The 15,372-nt window shown below is 57.0% G+C and carries 13 protein-coding genes; 6 read left to right on the top strand and 7 right to left on the bottom strand.

The genetic code is table 11. The features are described from left to right. Positions 1-259 precede the first annotated feature (259 nt). The gene (locus QVF59_RS16250) at positions 260-1,651 is read left to right on the top strand and encodes a tryptophanase (RefSeq protein ID WP_287881300.1); all 1,392 of its coding nucleotides are present in this window, start codon (positions 260-262) and stop codon (positions 1,649-1,651) included. A gap of 66 nt (positions 1,652-1,717) precedes the next feature. On the opposite strand, the gene QVF59_RS16255 is transcribed toward QVF59_RS16250, so the two are convergent. The 7 genes from QVF59_RS16255 to ccoN form a co-directional block, all read right to left on the bottom strand. Beyond that, entirely contained in the window at positions 1,718-2,119 is a 402-nt protein-coding gene (locus QVF59_RS16255; protein WP_159879009.1) for a YbaY family lipoprotein, read from the bottom strand. Continuing rightward, positions 2,119-2,646 carry a FixH family protein gene (locus tag QVF59_RS16260; RefSeq protein WP_159879007.1) on the bottom strand — a complete coding sequence of 176 codons (528 nt, stop codon included), beginning with the start codon at positions 2,644-2,646 and terminating at the stop codon, positions 2,119-2,121. The genes QVF59_RS16255 and QVF59_RS16260 overlap by 1 nt, the downstream gene beginning before the upstream one ends. Before the next feature lie 3 nt (positions 2,647-2,649). Further along, positions 2,650-4,095, bottom strand: coding sequence for a cytochrome c oxidase accessory protein CcoG (ccoG, locus tag QVF59_RS16265; protein WP_287881302.1), 1,446 nt, complete (start codon positions 4,093-4,095; stop codon positions 2,650-2,652). Between the two features lie 147 nt (positions 4,096-4,242). Further along, entirely contained in the window at positions 4,243-5,157 is a 915-nt protein-coding gene (gene ccoP, locus QVF59_RS16270) for a cytochrome-c oxidase, cbb3-type subunit III (protein WP_287881303.1), read from the bottom strand. Continuing rightward, positions 5,154-5,348, bottom strand: coding sequence for a cbb3-type cytochrome oxidase subunit 3 (locus QVF59_RS16275; protein ID WP_045845631.1), 195 nt, complete (start codon positions 5,346-5,348; stop codon positions 5,154-5,156). Before QVF59_RS16275 ends, ccoP begins: the two co-directional genes overlap by 4 nt. A 3-nt stretch (positions 5,349-5,351) precedes the next feature. After that, a complete protein-coding gene (gene ccoO, locus QVF59_RS16280) occupies positions 5,352-5,966 on the bottom strand; it encodes a cytochrome-c oxidase, cbb3-type subunit II (protein ID WP_159879001.1) in 615 nt (204 codons plus the stop codon). Between the two features lie 20 nt (positions 5,967-5,986). Next, on the bottom strand, positions 5,987-7,414 hold the full coding sequence (gene ccoN, locus QVF59_RS16285; protein WP_159878999.1) for a cytochrome-c oxidase, cbb3-type subunit I: 1,428 nt from the start codon (positions 7,412-7,414) through the stop codon (positions 5,987-5,989). 454 nt (positions 7,415-7,868) lie between these two features. Here ccoN and QVF59_RS16290 point away from each other — a divergent pair, with 454 nt between their 5' ends. From QVF59_RS16290 to aroC, 5 genes are all read left to right on the top strand, one after another. Then, positions 7,869-9,659: a M61 family metallopeptidase gene (locus QVF59_RS16290; RefSeq protein ID WP_287881304.1), complete on the top strand. Its 1,791-nt coding sequence runs from the start codon at positions 7,869-7,871 to the stop codon at positions 9,657-9,659. A 119-nt stretch (positions 9,660-9,778) separates the two neighbouring features. After that, positions 9,779-12,403, top strand: a complete 2,625-nt coding sequence (gene pepN, locus QVF59_RS16295; protein ID WP_287881305.1) for an aminopeptidase N — start codon at positions 9,779-9,781, stop codon at positions 12,401-12,403. A 139-nt stretch (positions 12,404-12,542) separates the two neighbouring features. After that, positions 12,543-13,466, top strand: a complete 924-nt coding sequence (locus tag QVF59_RS16300) for an alpha/beta hydrolase family protein (RefSeq protein WP_287881306.1) — start codon at positions 12,543-12,545, stop codon at positions 13,464-13,466. A gap of 64 nt (positions 13,467-13,530) precedes the next feature. Then, positions 13,531-14,178, top strand: a complete 648-nt coding sequence (locus tag QVF59_RS16305; RefSeq protein ID WP_159878992.1) for a 2OG-Fe(II) oxygenase — start codon at positions 13,531-13,533, stop codon at positions 14,176-14,178. 60 nt (positions 14,179-14,238) lie between these two features. Further along, complete coding sequence (aroC, locus tag QVF59_RS16310) at positions 14,239-15,339, top strand: chorismate synthase (RefSeq protein ID WP_287881307.1); 1,101 nt, start codon at positions 14,239-14,241, stop codon at positions 15,337-15,339. The last annotated feature ends 33 nt before the right edge of the window (positions 15,340-15,372 follow it).

Consider the following 15,372-nt stretch of genomic DNA (forward strand, 5'->3'; position numbering starts at 1 on the left):
TGAACACGTTGGCATGCTTGACCCGGACGGCTGCCAACCATGGTAGCCTGCCCAAAAACTGGTTCACCCTCGATATCGTGCTGGCCTACGACTTTCCCCGTCGCTGATCTCCCCGCGTAGCCTGCTTGTTGCGGCTGCGTACTGTTGCATTCAATTTTCCATTCTGAATCAAACGCTTTGGCCTTGTTGCGTCCACACTGCGCTGTTTCCTGCGCAGGGCGTAGGCATTTTTGCGGCCAGGGCAAAGGGAGTATTACGCATGGCACGACGCATTCCTGAACCTTTCCGTATCAAGATGGTAGAACCCATCAAGCAAACCACTCCGGAATATCGCCAAAAAGCACTGGCGGAAGCGGGTTGGAACCCCTTCTTGCTGCGTGGCGAGGATGTGTATATCGACCTCTTGACCGACAGTGGCACCGGGGCGATGTCCGACCGGCAGTGGGCTGGCCTGATGATGGGCGACGAAGCCTACGCCGGCAGCCGCAACTTTTTCCATCTGGCGGATACCGTCAAGGAACTGTTCGGCTATCAGCACACCATTCCCACCCACCAGGGGCGGGGGGCAGAGCAGATCCTGTTTCCTGAGCTGGTGAAACGCTGCCGTGGCGAGCGGCCGCTATTCATCTCCAACTACCACTTCGATACCACCAAGGCGCATGTCGAAATCGCCGGTGCCCGTGCCGTCAATGTGCTGACCCCCAAGGCGCTGGATACCGAGACCGCTTATGACTGGAAGGGTGATTTCGATTTGGGCCGGCTGGCAGATGTGATCGCCAGCGAAGGGGCGCAGAACGTTGCCGGTCTGATCATTACCGTCACCTGCAATAGCGCGGGCGGACAGCCGGTTTCCATGCCCAATATCCGTGCCGCCAGTACACTGGCCCGCCAGCATGGCATTCCGGTGATTATCGATGCCGCCCGTTTTGCCGAGAATGCCTGGTTTATCCAGCAGCGCGACCCGGACTATGCGGCGCACAGCATCGAAGCCATCGTGATGGAAATGTTCGGCCATGGAGACATGCTAACCATGTCCGCCAAGAAGGACGGGCTGGTGAATATTGGTGGCCTGTGCTGCTTCAAGGGGGATGTCGATCTCTTCCGCGCGGTACAGGTGCGCTGTGTGCCGATGGAAGGTTTTGTTACCTATGGCGGCCTGGCCGGGCGCGACATGGAGGCGCTGGCTATCGGGCTGAAGGAAGGGCTGGATGCGGCCTATCTTGGCTATCGCATCAGCCAGGTCGAGTATCTGGGCGAGCGCCTGCGGGCCGCTGGTGTGCCTATCCAGTACCCTACCGGCGGCCATGCGGTGTTTGTCGATGCCAAGCGCCTGCTGCCGCATATTCCTGCCGAGCAGTTTCCTGCGCATGCCCTGGCGTGTGAGCTGTATCTGGAAGGTGGCGTGCGTGGGGTGGAGATTGGCTCCCTGCTGTTGGGGCGCAATCCGCAAACCGGAGAACAGGAACCGTCGGCACTGGAACTGCTGCGCTTGACCATCCCGCGCCGTGTCTATACCAATGACCACATGGACTATATTGCCGACTGTCTGATTGAGGTGAAGGCGCGGGCAGCCAGCATAGTCGGCCTGTGTTTTAACTACGAACCGCCCATCCTGCGTCATTTCACCGCACGGTTGAAACCGCTGGGCTGAGGCTTGCCTGTCGGGGAAAACAAAAATGGCTGCCAATGGCAGCCATTTTCTTGTACGGCAGAAAAACTACTTGATCAGCTCGACTTCCAGCTGCGGCTGGCTGACAGCGAAGGCATTGATGTGGCCCACATTCTGTAGGCGCAGTTCGCCGTCAACAAATACCTGAGCCTGCAGGCTGTAACTGCCACCCGCCTGGATGGCATGCTTGTCGTAGCACAGCGAGAAGTTCAGCGGAAATGCCTTGGGCTTTTCCAGCGTCTGCTCTGCCAGTAGGCGGGCCGGCGCATCAGCCTGGCTGCTGTCATCCACCAGCCGGACCCGAACCAGGGTGGTGGCCAGTGGCAGCGACAGCGGCTGTTTCAGCGCCAGCTGGCCATTGAGATATTGCGGCTGGTAGCGCTGGCTGGCACAGCCTGCCAGCAGGGCAAGCAAGGACGCTGCCAATACTGGACGGAGCAGGGCGCGCATCACTCCACGGCCTCCAGCTTGGGCTGGCCCAGCATCACCACCGGGCCTTGTTCCGGCTTCCACTCGGCCTGTACTCGCCATTGATTGCCTTTGTCTTCCAGTTGTACATACCAGTGATTGGCCTTGACCAGCTCCTTGTTGAAGCTGCCACTGTACTGGTTGGCAGCCAGCTTGTGCAGCTCGGCATTGACGTCATAGTCGTCCTGTGCCGGGTGGATCAACTTAAGCGTCAGGGTGTCTGGCAATGCCTGTTTGCTGGTGGTATTGACCGTGACACTGCGACCATCGCTGCTAAGCATGACCTGGGCGGTAATGCCCAAGGCTGCGGCTGCCGTGTTGCGGCGCAGCTCCATATTGATGGCTTTGCCTTTGTTGTAGTAATCGTCGGTTACCAGACCATCGTCAGTCTTGATGGCGGTGGTGATGAAGCAAGAACCGACAATCACTGCGGCCAGCGGGAAGCTGATCAGGAACCAAACCCAGGGCTCTTTATACCAGGGGCGGGAAACGGGGCTGCTCAGTTGCATGACTTACTCTCCGATGAAGCTGGATTTTTCTTCCACGTGCAGAACCGGAGTGCTGACCGTTTCTACCTTGAAGTGGATCTCGTGGCTGCCCTTGGTGGCAACTTGCGGATCGGCCTGAACCCGTACGCCGAAGCTGTCGGTTTCGGTAGCCTTCACCTTGATCTGCTTGCTGTCGCTGACCAGTTTGAGGTCAGGCATGCCCTCTACCGAGATTTTAAACTCCTGATCGCGTTCTGTGGTGTTGATGATCTTGATGGTGTAGGCATTTTCCAGCAAGCCGGCATCGGTTTCCTTCACCAGCGAGGCGCGGTCACGCAAAATGTCCACCTTGAACGGTTTGCGCATGGCCAGGGAGCCCAGTGCAGCACCCAGCACGATCAGCAGCACAACGGTGTACATGATGACGCGCGGGCGGCGAAGATGCTTGACGATGTCTTTTTCTGGGTACTTACCTTCCAGGGCGTTTTCCGTGGTGTAGCGGATCAGCCCGCGCGGGTAGCCCACCTTGTCCATCACTTCATCGCAGGCGTCGATGCAGGCTGCGCAGCCGATACATTCGTACTGTAGACCGTTGCGGATATCGATGCCTACCGGGCATACCTGTACGCAGATGCCGCAGTTAACGCAGGAGCCCAGGCCCTGTTGCTTGAAGTCCACGCCTTTTTTGCGTGCACCGCGCGGTTCGCCGCGCGCTTCGTCATAGGAAATGATCAGGGTATCCGCATCGAACATCACACTCTGGAAGCGGGCATACGGACACATGTATTTGCATACTTGTTCGCGCATGAAACCGGCCAGCAGATAGGTAAAGCCGGCGTAGAAGAAGATCCAGAAGCTTTCCCACGGGCCGTAATCGAAGGTGGGCATGGCCTTGACCAGATCGCGGATCGGGGTGAAGTAACCCACCAGCGAGAAGCCGGTCCACAGGCAGAACAGGATCATCAGGCCGTGCTTGGTCAGTTTCAGCCTGGCCTTGCGCAAGCTCATTGGCTCCTTGTCCAGCTTGATGCGCTTGTTGCGGTCGCCTTCCACCAGCTGTTCGATCCACAGCATGACTTCGGTGTAGACCGTTTGCGGACAGGAATAACCACACCACAGGCGGCCCGCAATGGTGGTCCACACAAACAGGCCGAATGCGCAGCTCATCAGCAGTGCCGCCAGATAGACAAAGTCCTGCGGCCAGATGGTAAGGCCGAAAATATAGAATTTGCGGTTAACCATGTCAAAGAAGACGGCTTGCCTTCCGTTCCAGGTCAGCCAGGGCAGGCCAAGGAAAACCAGCTGAGTACCCAGTACAAAAAGAATACGCCAGTTGTTGAAGATACCCTTGACGCTGCGCGGGTAGATCTTTTTCTGGGCCTCGTACAAGGACACGGTCTCCGGACCGGACTTGGGGGAGGGCGGGGTGTGTTCTACTTTGACCGGGATATCTTTTAACGAATCAGACATGGTGTGTTCCTGAAGAGGATTTCGCAAAGTTCACTTTAGAGATGGACTTTGCGCAAGCATCTTGCAAGCCATTATATTATATGAATCAGTATAGTGTTTGATGTAAAGCATACTGCCCGCTTGCGCGGGCAGTATGTTGGCTAAGGCTTACTGTGCCTTGGCGTTATTGGACAACCCCCATACATAGGCTGCCAGCAGGTGAACCTTACCATCGCCCAGGAAGTCCTTCCAGGCCGGCATCTGGTTGTTGCGACCATTGGTAATGGTCTCGATGATGGTCTTTTCAGTACCACCATACAGCCAGATGTTGTCGGTCAGGTTCGGTGCACCCAGTTGCTGGTTACCCTTGCCATCCGGACCGTGGCAGGCCGCGCAGATGGTGGTGAAGGTTTCCTTGCCACGGGTGGCGCGTTCGGCATCATGCTTCTTGCCGGACAGCGACATCACGTAGTTGGCAACGTCCTTGACCTTCTCTTCACCCAGAGCGGAACCCCAGGCCGGCATCTGACCATGACGACCATTCAGGATGGTGGTTTCGATGGTTTTCGGATCGCCACCCCACAGCCAGTCGTTGTCGGTCAGGTTCGGGAAGCCCTTGGCACCGCGTGCGTCAGAGCCGTGGCACTGTACGCAGTAGGTCTGGAACAGGCGCTTGCCCATTTCCTGTGCCTTGGGATCAGCAGCAACCTGCTTCAGGTCTTCCTTCAGGTACTTGTCATACAGCGGCTGGTACTTGGCTTCCGCCTGGGCACGTTCTTCCTTGTACTGGCCTACGGAAGTCCAGCCACGGATACCTTGCCACTTGCCAAGGCCAGGGTAGAGCACCAGATAGCAGGCACCGAAGATCAGCGTGATGTAGAACATCAGCATCCACCAGCGCGGCAGCGGGTGGTTGTATTCTTCGAGGTCGCCATCCCATACGTGACCCATGGTTTCAACCTGCTCACCCTTCTTGACCGTAGTCTTGGATTGGGTGAACAACAGCAGGGTCAGGCCAACAAAACCTGCAACCACGATGGCCGTGATCCAGATGCTCCAGAAATCGCTTACGAAATCACTCATTGTTTTGCTCCGTTAGAAGCCGACTCATGGTTGTCGGCCTCCTGCACCTTGTCGTCGTCGAGAAAGGGCACATTGGCCGCTTCATCGTACCGGTTCTTTGAGCGTCGGCTGTAGGCAATGAACAACACCAGGATAAAGAAGGTGAAGCACATTACGGTGAAGGCAGAGCGCCCAATCGTTACCCAGTCCATGACTTAGCGAACGTTCTTCAGTGCGAGACCCAAGCCCTGCAGATATGCAATCAGGGCATCCATTTCCGACTTGCCTTCGACTTGAGCCTTGGCTTCGGCGATATCCTTGTCGGTATAGGGAACGCCTACAGTGCGCAGGGCTTCCATTTTCTTCGGCATGATTTCGGCATCGGCCAGGTTCTTCGACAGCCACGGGAAGGCCGGCATGTTGGATTCCGGCACCACGTCACGTGGGTTGGTCAGGTGAACACGGTGCCATTCGTCGGAATAGCGACCGCCTACACGAGCCAGGTCCGGACCGGTACGCTTGGAGCCCCACTGGAAGGGATGGTCGTATACCGACTCACCCGCAACGGAGTAGTGACCATAACGCTCGGTTTCGGCGCGGAAAGGACGGATCATCTGGGAATGGCAGTTGTAGCAGCCTTCACGGATGTAAATGTCGCGACCAGCCAGTTGCAGCGCGGTATACGGCTTGACGCCGGCAACAGGCTGGGTCGTGGACTTCTGGAATGCCAGCGGCAGGATTTCCACCAGGCCGGCAAAGCTGATCACGATCAGGGTGAACACGATGAGGTAACCAACGTGTTCTTCAATCAGTTTCTGGATCTTTTCCATGTTCTTCTACCTTTATCCGCTTAAGCGTGAGCCGATGCGTTGACAGCCGGGATCTTGGCGTCAACAGCCTTGCCACTGGCAACGGTGCGGAAGGTGTTGTAAGCCATCAGCAGCATACCGCTCAGGTACAGCGTACCGCCCAGGAAACGCACAAAGTGGTAGGGGTAGGTTGCTTTCACGGCTTCGACAAAGGCGTAGGTCAGAGTGCCATCAGCATTCAGGGCACGCCACATCAGGCCTTGGGTCACACCGGAGATCCACAGTGCGGCGATGTACAGTACAACGCCTACGGTAGCCAGCCAGAAGTGAGCCTCGATCAGCTTGGTGCTGTGCATGGATTCACGACCGAACAGGCGCGGCAGCAGGTAGTACATGGAACCGATGGTGATGAAGCCAACCCAGCCCAGGGCACCGGAGTGCACGTGACCGATGGTCCAGTCGGTGTAGTGCGACAGGGCATTCACGGACTTGATGGACATCATCGGGCCTTCAAAGGTGGACATACCGTAGAAGGACAGGGAAACCACCAGGAACTTCAGTACCGGGTCGGTACGCAGTTTGTGCCATGCGCCGGACAGGGTCATGATGCCGTTGATCATGCCACCCCAGCTCGGAGCCAGCAGCACAAGGGAGAACACCATACCGATGGACTGGGTCCAGTCAGGCAGTGCGGTGTAGTGCAGGTGGTGAGGACCAGCCCACATATAGGTAAAGATCAGGGCCCAGAAGTGAACCACCGACAGGCGATAGGAATAAACCGGACGACCAGCTTGCTTCGGCACGAAGTAGTACATCATGCCCAGGAAGGCGGCGGTCAGGAAGAAGCCTACGGCATTGTGGCCATACCACCATTGCACCATGGCATCCACGGCACCGGCGTACACGGAATAGGACTTGGTCAGGGAGACCGGTACGAAGGCACTGTTGACGATGTGCAGCAGGGCAACCGCCAGGATGAAAGCACCGTAGAACCAGTTGGCTACGTAGATGTGCTTGACCTTACGGATAGCGATGGTGCCGAAGAACACGATGGCATACACCACCCAGGTCACGGCGATCATCAGCTTGATCGGCCATTCCAGTTCGGCATATTCCTTACCGAAGGTGTAACCCAGCGGCAGGGTGATGGCAGCAAGGACGATAATCAACTGCCAGGCCCAGAAGGTGAAGGCCGCCAGTTTGTCCGAGATGAGTCGTACGTTACAGGTGCGCTGCACGACGTAGTAGGAAGTTGCAAACAGGCCGCAACCGCCAAAGGCGAAAATCACGGCGTTGGTGTGCAGCGGGCGCAGACGGCCAAAGTGGAACCAGGGCCCAAAATTGAGCTCCGGCCACACCAATTGGGCCGCAATGATGACGCCCACCAGCATGCCTACAATGCCCCATACTACGGTCATGATGGCAAACTGGCGCACCACCTTATAGTTATAAGTGGATTGCGTTTCCATTTAGGGTTTTCTCCAAGGTTGCTAACTTAGAACGTGACAAACCATGGCGACTTGATTTCCTGTCAACTGCCCCAACTGTAGGTGACAGGAGAGCCGCAGGGGAAGCTGAACATTTCAGACTAGCAAAGTGCTTGACCCATGCTGACAACATTCAGCCAAAACCCCTAGCAAAGCGCTGTCGTGCACACACTTTTTCCCCATTTATTCAGCAAGGCATTCTAAAGCAAATACCCATGACGGGCCAGTTGATTAGTATGCTTGCGGGATTTTTACGTCCACCATTTTCTTGATTTCAAGCGAGCTGGCAGCAAGTGTTTAGCCTGATGCCGCTTAGTGGGGATTATATTGTCATGACTGTCCAAGCCCTTGACTTAGGTCAAATCGTCATCGGCCACCCCCGTGCTGTGGCCCTGGTGCTAGAATCTGCTGTTTTCGCCCCATATTCAGGCAGATCATGACTGTGCCCGTACATTACTCCATTCGTCCGTGCTCTCCGGCTACGCATTGTTTCGAAATTACGCTCACTGTGGCCAAACCTGCCCGAAAAGGACAGGTATTTACTTTGCCTGCCTGGATTCCCGGCAGCTACCTGATCAGGGAGTTCTCTCGCCATATCGTCAGCATCCAGGCCAGTTGTGCCGGCAAGGATGTGCAAGTGCGCAAGCTGGACAAGCATACCTGGCAGGCCGAGCCAGTAAGCGGAAGCCTCACTCTGGTGTATCAGGTCTATGCGTATGACCTGTCCGTGCGTGGAGCTTACCTGGACGAAATGCGTGGTTTTTTCAATGCCAGCAGTGTGTTCCTGGCAGTAGCAGGGCATGAGTCCAGCCCTTGCGAGGTGGAGATTCGCCCACCCAAGGGCAGGATGTTTGCTGACTGGAAAGTGGCAACGGCCTTGCCCGCCCTGGAGGTGAAAAAAAGCGGCTTTGGGTATTACCGTGCAGCCAGCTATGACGAGTTGCTGGATCATCCGGTTGAACTGGGGGAGTTTCAGACGGTCAGTTTCAAGGCTTGCGGCGTACCACATCAGTTTGTGGTGTCAGGGCGTTTTCGCGGTGATCTGAAGCGCTTGGCGCGGGATACGAAGAAGATCTGTGAATACCAGATCAAGCTGTTTGGCACACCGGCTCCATTCGAGCGTTATGTCTTCATGCTGTATGTGGGCAAGGATATTTATGGTGGGCTGGAGCATCGGGCATCCACGGCACTGGTGGCTAACCGGGATGATCTGCCACAAGCGGGTGAGGAGGGCATTGGTGACGGCTACCTGAAATTGCTGGGCCTGATCAGCCATGAGTACTTCCATAGTTGGAACGTGAAGCGGATCAAGCCGGCAGCTTTCAGTCCATACGATTTGTCGCGCGAGGGCTACACCCGGTTATTGTGGGCTTTCGAAGGTATTACGTCCTATTACGACGATCTGACCCTGCTGCGCTGCGGTCTGATCGACACCCCTCGCTACTTGGGACTGCTGGCCCAAACCATCAGCGGTGTGCAGCGTGGGGCCGGGCGCCTCAAGCAGACGCTGGAAGAATCCAGCTTTGATGCCTGGACCAAATACTACCGCCAGGATGAAAACAGCCCCAACAGCATTGTCAGCTATTACACCAAGGGTTCTCTGGCTGCGCTGGCGCTGGATCTGACCCTGCGCACACGCAGTGCCGGCAAGACGTCTCTGGATGAGGTCATGCGTGCCCTGTGGCAGAAATGGCTGACCGATGGGCAGGGACTGGCCGAAGATGAATGGGAAGCCATTGCGCAACAGGTGACTGGTCTGTCGCTGCAGCACTTCTTTGACAGTGCACTGCGTTCAACCGAAGAACTGCCCTTGTCGACCTTGTTGGCCACGCAAGGGGTAGACATGTGCTGGGACTACGCGGATCATGCCGCCGATGCTGGTGGCATCGGTATGCCGACAGCTGGTCGCAAGCCGCGCGCCAGCCTGGGCGTCAAGACCGCCCAGGACCCGCTGGGTTTGCGACTGATCAATGTGCTGGACGATGGCGCTGCCCAGCAGGCAGGGTTGGCCGGTGGAGATGTGTTAGTGGCTGTCGATGGCCTTAAAGCAGGCGATCTGGACAAGATGCTGGCACGTTATCGTGTGGGTGAAAAACTTACCCTGCATCTGTTTCGGCGCGATGAACTACTGGTGCGCGACGTCGTTCTGCAAGCACAGGCTGCGGCCACGTGTCGTCTGCAATTGCAGGCCGATGGCGGATTCTGGTTGCAGACCGGGCAAGCTTGAATTGCCGGCAGGCAGCAGCAAGGATTGTGTATCTATAGCGAACCGGGGCGGTGATCCCGCACGGTTCATCACCAAGACCGGCACCAACCGGCAATGACCCGAAAATTAGAGAGACGAAAATGGCGCAGCAGCCTCAAGTGAACTATCTGAAAGACTATACCGTTCCCCCCTATCTGGTGGATCGGGTGGATTTGAAGTTCGAAATAGAGGAGGCGCAGACGCGTGTGCACTCGCGTCTGGTCGTCAAACGTAATGAAAAATCTGCTGCGCTAGGCAATTTGTGGCTGGATGGGTCGGCCACGCTGCTCAGCCTGACCCTGGATGGCGAGCGCCTCTCCTCCGATAGCTACCAATTGAATGAAGAAGGCTTGCTGATTCCCGGGGTGCCGGACAGCTTCATTCTGGAAGTGGAAACCGGTCTGGATCCGGCAGCCAATACCAGCCTGATGGGCTTGTATGCCTCAAATGGCAATCTGTTTACCCAGTGCGAGCCGGAAGGCTTCCGCAAGATTACCTTTTACATGGATAGGCCGGATGTGATGGCCAAGTTCACCACCACCATTGTGGCCGACAAGCAGAAGTATCCGGTTCTGCTGTCCAATGGCAACAAGGTGGGCGAGGGGGTGCTGGACCGGAAGCGCCATTGGGTGAAGTGGGTTGATCCCTATCGTAAGCCCGCCTACCTGTTTGCCCTGGTAGCAGGCAAGCTGGTGGCCGCACGCGACAAGTTCACCACCCAGCGTGGACGTGAGGTGACGCTGGAAATCTGGACCGAGCCGGCTGATCAGGACAAGGTGGCCTTCGGCATGGGGGCAGTCAAGCGCGCGATGAAGTGGGATGAAGAGCGCTTTGGCCTGGAATACGATCTGGACATCTACATGATCGTGGCGGTCAGCGATTTCAATATGGGGGCCATGGAGAACAAGGGCCTCAACATATTCAATACGTCTGCCGTGCTGGCGCGCAAGGATACGCGTACCGACGCTGAGTTCCAGCGTGTGGAAGCCATCATCGCGCATGAGTATTTCCATAACTGGACCGGCAACCGCGTGACCTGCCGCGACTGGTTCCAGCTATCACTCAAAGAAGGCCTTACCGTTTTTCGTGATCAGGAATTCAGTTCCGATCTGGGTAGCCGGGCAGTGAAGCGGATCGACGACGTCAAAAGCTTGCGCGCCATGCAATTTCCGGAAGATGCCGGCCCGACGGCACATCCGATTCGTCCGGACTCCTATATCGAGATGAACAATTTCTACACCATGACGGTGTATGAAAAGGGTGCCGAAGTGGTACGCATGTATCACACCCTGCTGGGCGAGCAAGGTTTCCGCAAGGGCATGGACCTGTACTTCAAGCGACACGATGGCCAAGCGGTAACCTGCGATGATTTCCGCGCAGCCATGGCCGACGCCAATGACGTGGATCTGCAACAATTTGCCTTGTGGTATAGCCAGGCAGGCACGCCGCTGTTGCAGGTCAGCAGCCAATACGATGCTGCGGCACAACGTTATGCACTCACCGTCAAGCAATCCTGCCGTGCCGTAGCTGGCCTGCCGGCACCGCAAGCCCTGCACATACCGTTGGCACTTGGTCTGGTGGGAGCGGATGGACAGGATTTGCCTCTGCAGCTTGAAGGTGAAGACTACGCCCAGGCTGGTTCGCGTGTACTGGATATCAAGCAGAACGAGCAGACCTTTGTCTTTATGGGCGTGCCGGAAGAGCCGGTACCGTCCTTGCTGCGCGGCTTCTCGGCACCGGTGAAGCTGGAATACGACTGGCGCGACGAGCAGTTGGCTTTTCTGATGGCGAACGACAGCGACAGCTTCTGCCGCTGGGAAGCTGGACAGACCTTGGCCGAGCGGCTGATCCGCCAGTTGCTTGATGCTGTTGGTGCCGGTCGGTCTCTGGTGTTGCCGGAAACCTTCATTGCTGCCTTCCGCGCGGTATTGAAAGACCATGCGGCCGATCCCGCCCTGCGGGCGCTGATGTTGGGGCTGCCATCCGAGGCTGAGATACTGGAAATGGTCGACGTCGCTGATCCGGCCATCATCCATCGGGTACGTGATTTCGTGCTGGATGAGCTGGCTGAATCATTGCGTGGAGAATGGCATGAGGCCTATCACCTCAATCAGACACGCGAGTACAAGCCGGAAGATGCTGGCAAGCGTGACCTGAAAAACCGTGCCCTGCAGATGCTTACCCGTCTGAGTGTGGCCTGGCCGGCGGAGGCTGCGCGCAAGCAGGCACTGGAAGCCGACAATATGTCGGATCAGATGGGTGCCATGCTGGCCTTGCGCGATAAGGACAGTGAAGAGCGCGATGAGTGCTATACCGATTTTGCCGCCCGCTGGCAGCGTGATGCGCTGGTGATGGACAAGTTCTTCATGCTGCTGGCCTCCAGCCAGCTGGAAGGTACGTTGGACCATGTGCGTGCAGCGATGGAACACCCGGCATTCAGCCTGAAGAACCCGAACAAGGCGCGTGCCCTGATTGGCACCTTTAGCAACAATATGGCGCATTTCCATGCGGCCGATGGTCGTGGTTACCGCTTCCTGGCCGATCAGGTGCTGGCGCTGGATGCCATCAATCCGCAGGTGGCCAGCCGTATTGTCCGGGCCTTCAACCGCTGGAAGAAGCTGGAGCCACAGCGTCAGGGCCTGATGCAGGCAGAACTGCAGCGCCTGCTGGCCAGCCCGTTGTCCAAGGACGTCTACGAAATTGTGTATAAAAACCTCAATGCCTGAGCGCTGAGTGTGGATGAGATAAGACGGGTTGCTGCGGCAGCCCGTTTTTTTGGTTTATTGCCTGCCTGGTAATTGACCTGCCCCATACTTGCCTTGATCATACGACTGTTTGAATCATTCTCTGGTAGAGGCAGGCGACATGACGGCAACAAACCAGCGGGATTGGCAGCTGCCACTGGATGATGGCGAAACCCTGTATATAAGGCGTATCTGGCAGGATGCAGCTGGCCCGCCGGTATTGCTTATCCATGGCGTAATGGCCAATGGTCGTATTTTCTATACCGATAGCGGCAAGGGTCTGGCGCATTTTCTGGCCGCAGCCGGCTACGATGTGTTTGTGGCTGATTTGCGCGGTCGAGGGCGTAGCAGCCCAAAAATCTGCGCAGCCAGCCGACATGGCCAGACTGAAATCATCTGCCGTGATTTACCTGCACTGCATGCGGCCATTCGTGGACTGAAAGGTGAAGTCGCGGTGCACTGGATGGCCCATTCCTGGGGAGGCGTACATATGAGCAGCTGCCTGCTGCGCCATCCCCGACTGGCCTCGCAAGTGGCTTCGCTGGTTTATTTCGGTAGCAAGCGCAGTATAGGCGTACGCAACTGGCGAAAATTTTTGGAGGTGGATCTGGTGTGGAATGTGCTGGCGCGCTGGATAATCCGCGCGACCGGTTATCTACCCGCCAGGCGTATCGGTCTGGGCGCGGATGACGAAACGGAAAAAAGCCATCGCCAGAGCAAGTGCTGGGCCAAGCTGCGTCCCTGGGTAGACAGTGATGACGGTTTTGACTACGGGGCTGCGGCACGTCATGTGTCACTGCCACCCACCCTGTATTTTGCTGCGCGCAAGGACCCCTGCCGTGGACATGCCGATGATGTGCGGCGTTTTCGCGATGAAAGCGGCCCCCACTTGTCGCGATTACGCTTGCTGGGTCGTGCTGTTGGGCATTGGCATGATTATGACCATGTCTCCCTGCTTACTCACCCGGATGCGCCTGCCGATCATTTTCCGCTGGTACTGGAGTGGCTGGCAGGCCGGCATGATTTGGTGATCGAGAATTACTGACGAATATCATTCCACCGGAAAAAACGCTGTGGTAGAACAGCGGCCTCTAGTGGAGAATGCGCCAATGAATCAAGAAACCGACATCGCCCCAGCCCGGCTGGATACCATCATCGATCAACTGGCCGAACATGGCTGGGTGGTGGATCATGCCCTGTTTAGTGCAGAAGCCATCCGACAGCTTCAGCAGTATTGCCTCGGACAGTGGGAAGATGGCCGCTTTCACGAGGCTGCCATCGGGCGTGCCGATCAGCAAGGTCGACGCAGCGAAATCCGTTCCGATTCGGTATTGTGGCTGGAGCCTGCGGATGCCGAACCTGCTGTTGCACATTATTTTTCCACCCTCGATCAGGTACGCCAAGCTGTGAACCAGGCCTTTTATCTGGGGCTGGAGGATCTGGAATCCCATTTTGCCGTCTACCCACCGGGCAGTTTTTACAAAAAGCACCTGGACCGCTTCCGCGACGATGACGCCCGTGCGCTGACTGCGGTCCTGTATCTGAATGAGGACTGGCCGGATAACGCCGGTGGCCAGATGCGACTGTATTTGGATGCAGACTGCACGCAGTCGGTGGATGTGGCTCCGCGTGCGGGGACACTGGTGTTGTTCCTGTCTGATCGCTTCTGGCACGAAGTATTGCCGGGCACGCAGCAACGCCTGTCGGTAACCGGCTGGTTCCGTCGGCGCCAGGCCGGTTTAGCTTGGTCATCGTAGGATGGTTTTGCCGTGCTAGAATCAGGCCAAACCAGATGAAATGACAAGGGACGAATCAAGATGTCAGGCAACACCATGGGGCTGCTGTTTACTGTTACTTCCTTCGGCGAAAGCCACGGACCGGCCATCGGCTGCGTGGTGGATGGCTGCCCGCCCGGACTGGCCATTACGGCAGAGGAAATCCAGCAGGAACTGGACCGTCGCAAGCCCGGCACCAGCCGGCATGTCACCCAGCGACGCGAGCCTGATGCGGTTGAAATCCTGTCTGGCGTTTATGAAGGCAAGACCACCGGCACGCCGATTGCCTTGCTGATCCGCAATACCGACCAGCGCTCCAAGGACTACGGCAATATTGCTGAAACCTTCCGTCCCGGTCATGCAGACTATACGTACTGGCACAAGTACGGCGTGCGCGATCCGCGTGGCGGTGGTCGTTCCAGCGCACGAGAGACCGCGGTACGCGTGGCTGCCGGTGCCATTGCCAAGAAATGGCTTCATGAGCGCTACGGTGTAGTGATTCGTGGCCACATGACCCAGATTGGCGAAGTGGCAATTCCGTTCAAGAGCTGGGATGTGGTGAATTCCAATCCCTTCTTTGCCGCCGATAACAGCGTGGTTCCGCAGTTGGAAGACTATATGGACTCCATCCGCAAGAGCCTGGATTCGGTGGGTGCGCGCTTGCGCGTTGTCGCAGAAAATGTACCGGTGGGTTGGGGAGAGCCGGTATTTGATCGTCTCGACGCCGACATCGCCTATGCCATGATGAATATCAACGCGGTAAAAGGCGTAGAGATTGGGGCCGGTTTTGCTGCGGTGACCCAGCGTGGCAGCGAGCATGGTGACGAACTTACGCCAGAAGGCTTTGCCAGTAATCATGCTGGTGGCATTCTGGGAGGCATTTCCACTGGGCAGGACATCGAGGTTTCGATGGCAATCAAACCCACCTCGTCAATTGCCCAGCCGCGCCGTTCCATCGACAAGCAGGGCAACCCAGTTGTGGTGGAGACGCATGGTCGTCATGACCCCTGCGTCGGCATTCGTGCCACCCCCATTGCCGAAGCCATGCTGGCACTGGTACTGATGGATCATGCCCTGCGTTATCGTGCCCAGTGCGGTGATGTGGTAGTGGATACTCCGCAAATTCCGGGGCGAATCAGCTAGACTGGATGGAGGCTATATGACAGCCGGGCATCA

This window comes from Aquitalea sp., from assembly GCF_030150775.1.
Classification (GTDB): domain Bacteria; phylum Pseudomonadota; class Gammaproteobacteria; order Burkholderiales; family Chromobacteriaceae; genus Aquitalea; species Aquitalea denitrificans.

What these genes read in the sequence shown, in the direction of transcription:
- QVF59_RS16290 (WP_287881304.1), top strand. Translation starts at nt 7,869, where the DNA reads ATGACTGTGCCCGTACATTACTCCATTCGTCCGTGCTCTCCGGCTACG.
- ccoP (WP_287881303.1), bottom strand. Translation starts at nt 5,157, where the DNA reads ATGAGTGATTTCGTAAGCGATTTCTGGAGCATCTGGATCACGGCCATC.
- ccoN (WP_159878999.1), bottom strand. Translation starts at nt 7,414, where the DNA reads ATGGAAACGCAATCCACTTATAACTATAAGGTGGTGCGCCAGTTTGCC.
- pepN (WP_287881305.1), top strand. Translation starts at nt 9,779, where the DNA reads ATGGCGCAGCAGCCTCAAGTGAACTATCTGAAAGACTATACCGTTCCC.
- ccoO (WP_159879001.1), bottom strand. Translation starts at nt 5,966, where the DNA reads ATGGAAAAGATCCAGAAACTGATTGAAGAACACGTTGGTTACCTCATC.
- ccoG (WP_287881302.1), bottom strand. Translation starts at nt 4,095, where the DNA reads ATGTCTGATTCGTTAAAAGATATCCCGGTCAAAGTAGAACACACCCCG.
- QVF59_RS16305 (WP_159878992.1), top strand. Translation starts at nt 13,531, where the DNA reads ATGAATCAAGAAACCGACATCGCCCCAGCCCGGCTGGATACCATCATC.
- QVF59_RS16300 (WP_287881306.1), top strand. Translation starts at nt 12,543, where the DNA reads ATGACGGCAACAAACCAGCGGGATTGGCAGCTGCCACTGGATGATGGC.
- aroC (WP_287881307.1), top strand. Translation starts at nt 14,239, where the DNA reads ATGTCAGGCAACACCATGGGGCTGCTGTTTACTGTTACTTCCTTCGGC.
- QVF59_RS16250 (WP_287881300.1), top strand. Translation starts at nt 260, where the DNA reads ATGGCACGACGCATTCCTGAACCTTTCCGTATCAAGATGGTAGAACCC.
- QVF59_RS16275 (WP_045845631.1), bottom strand. Translation starts at nt 5,348, where the DNA reads ATGGACTGGGTAACGATTGGGCGCTCTGCCTTCACCGTAATGTGCTTC.
- QVF59_RS16260 (WP_159879007.1), bottom strand. Translation starts at nt 2,646, where the DNA reads ATGCAACTGAGCAGCCCCGTTTCCCGCCCCTGGTATAAAGAGCCCTGG.
- QVF59_RS16255 (WP_159879009.1), bottom strand. Translation starts at nt 2,119, where the DNA reads ATGCGCGCCCTGCTCCGTCCAGTATTGGCAGCGTCCTTGCTTGCCCTG.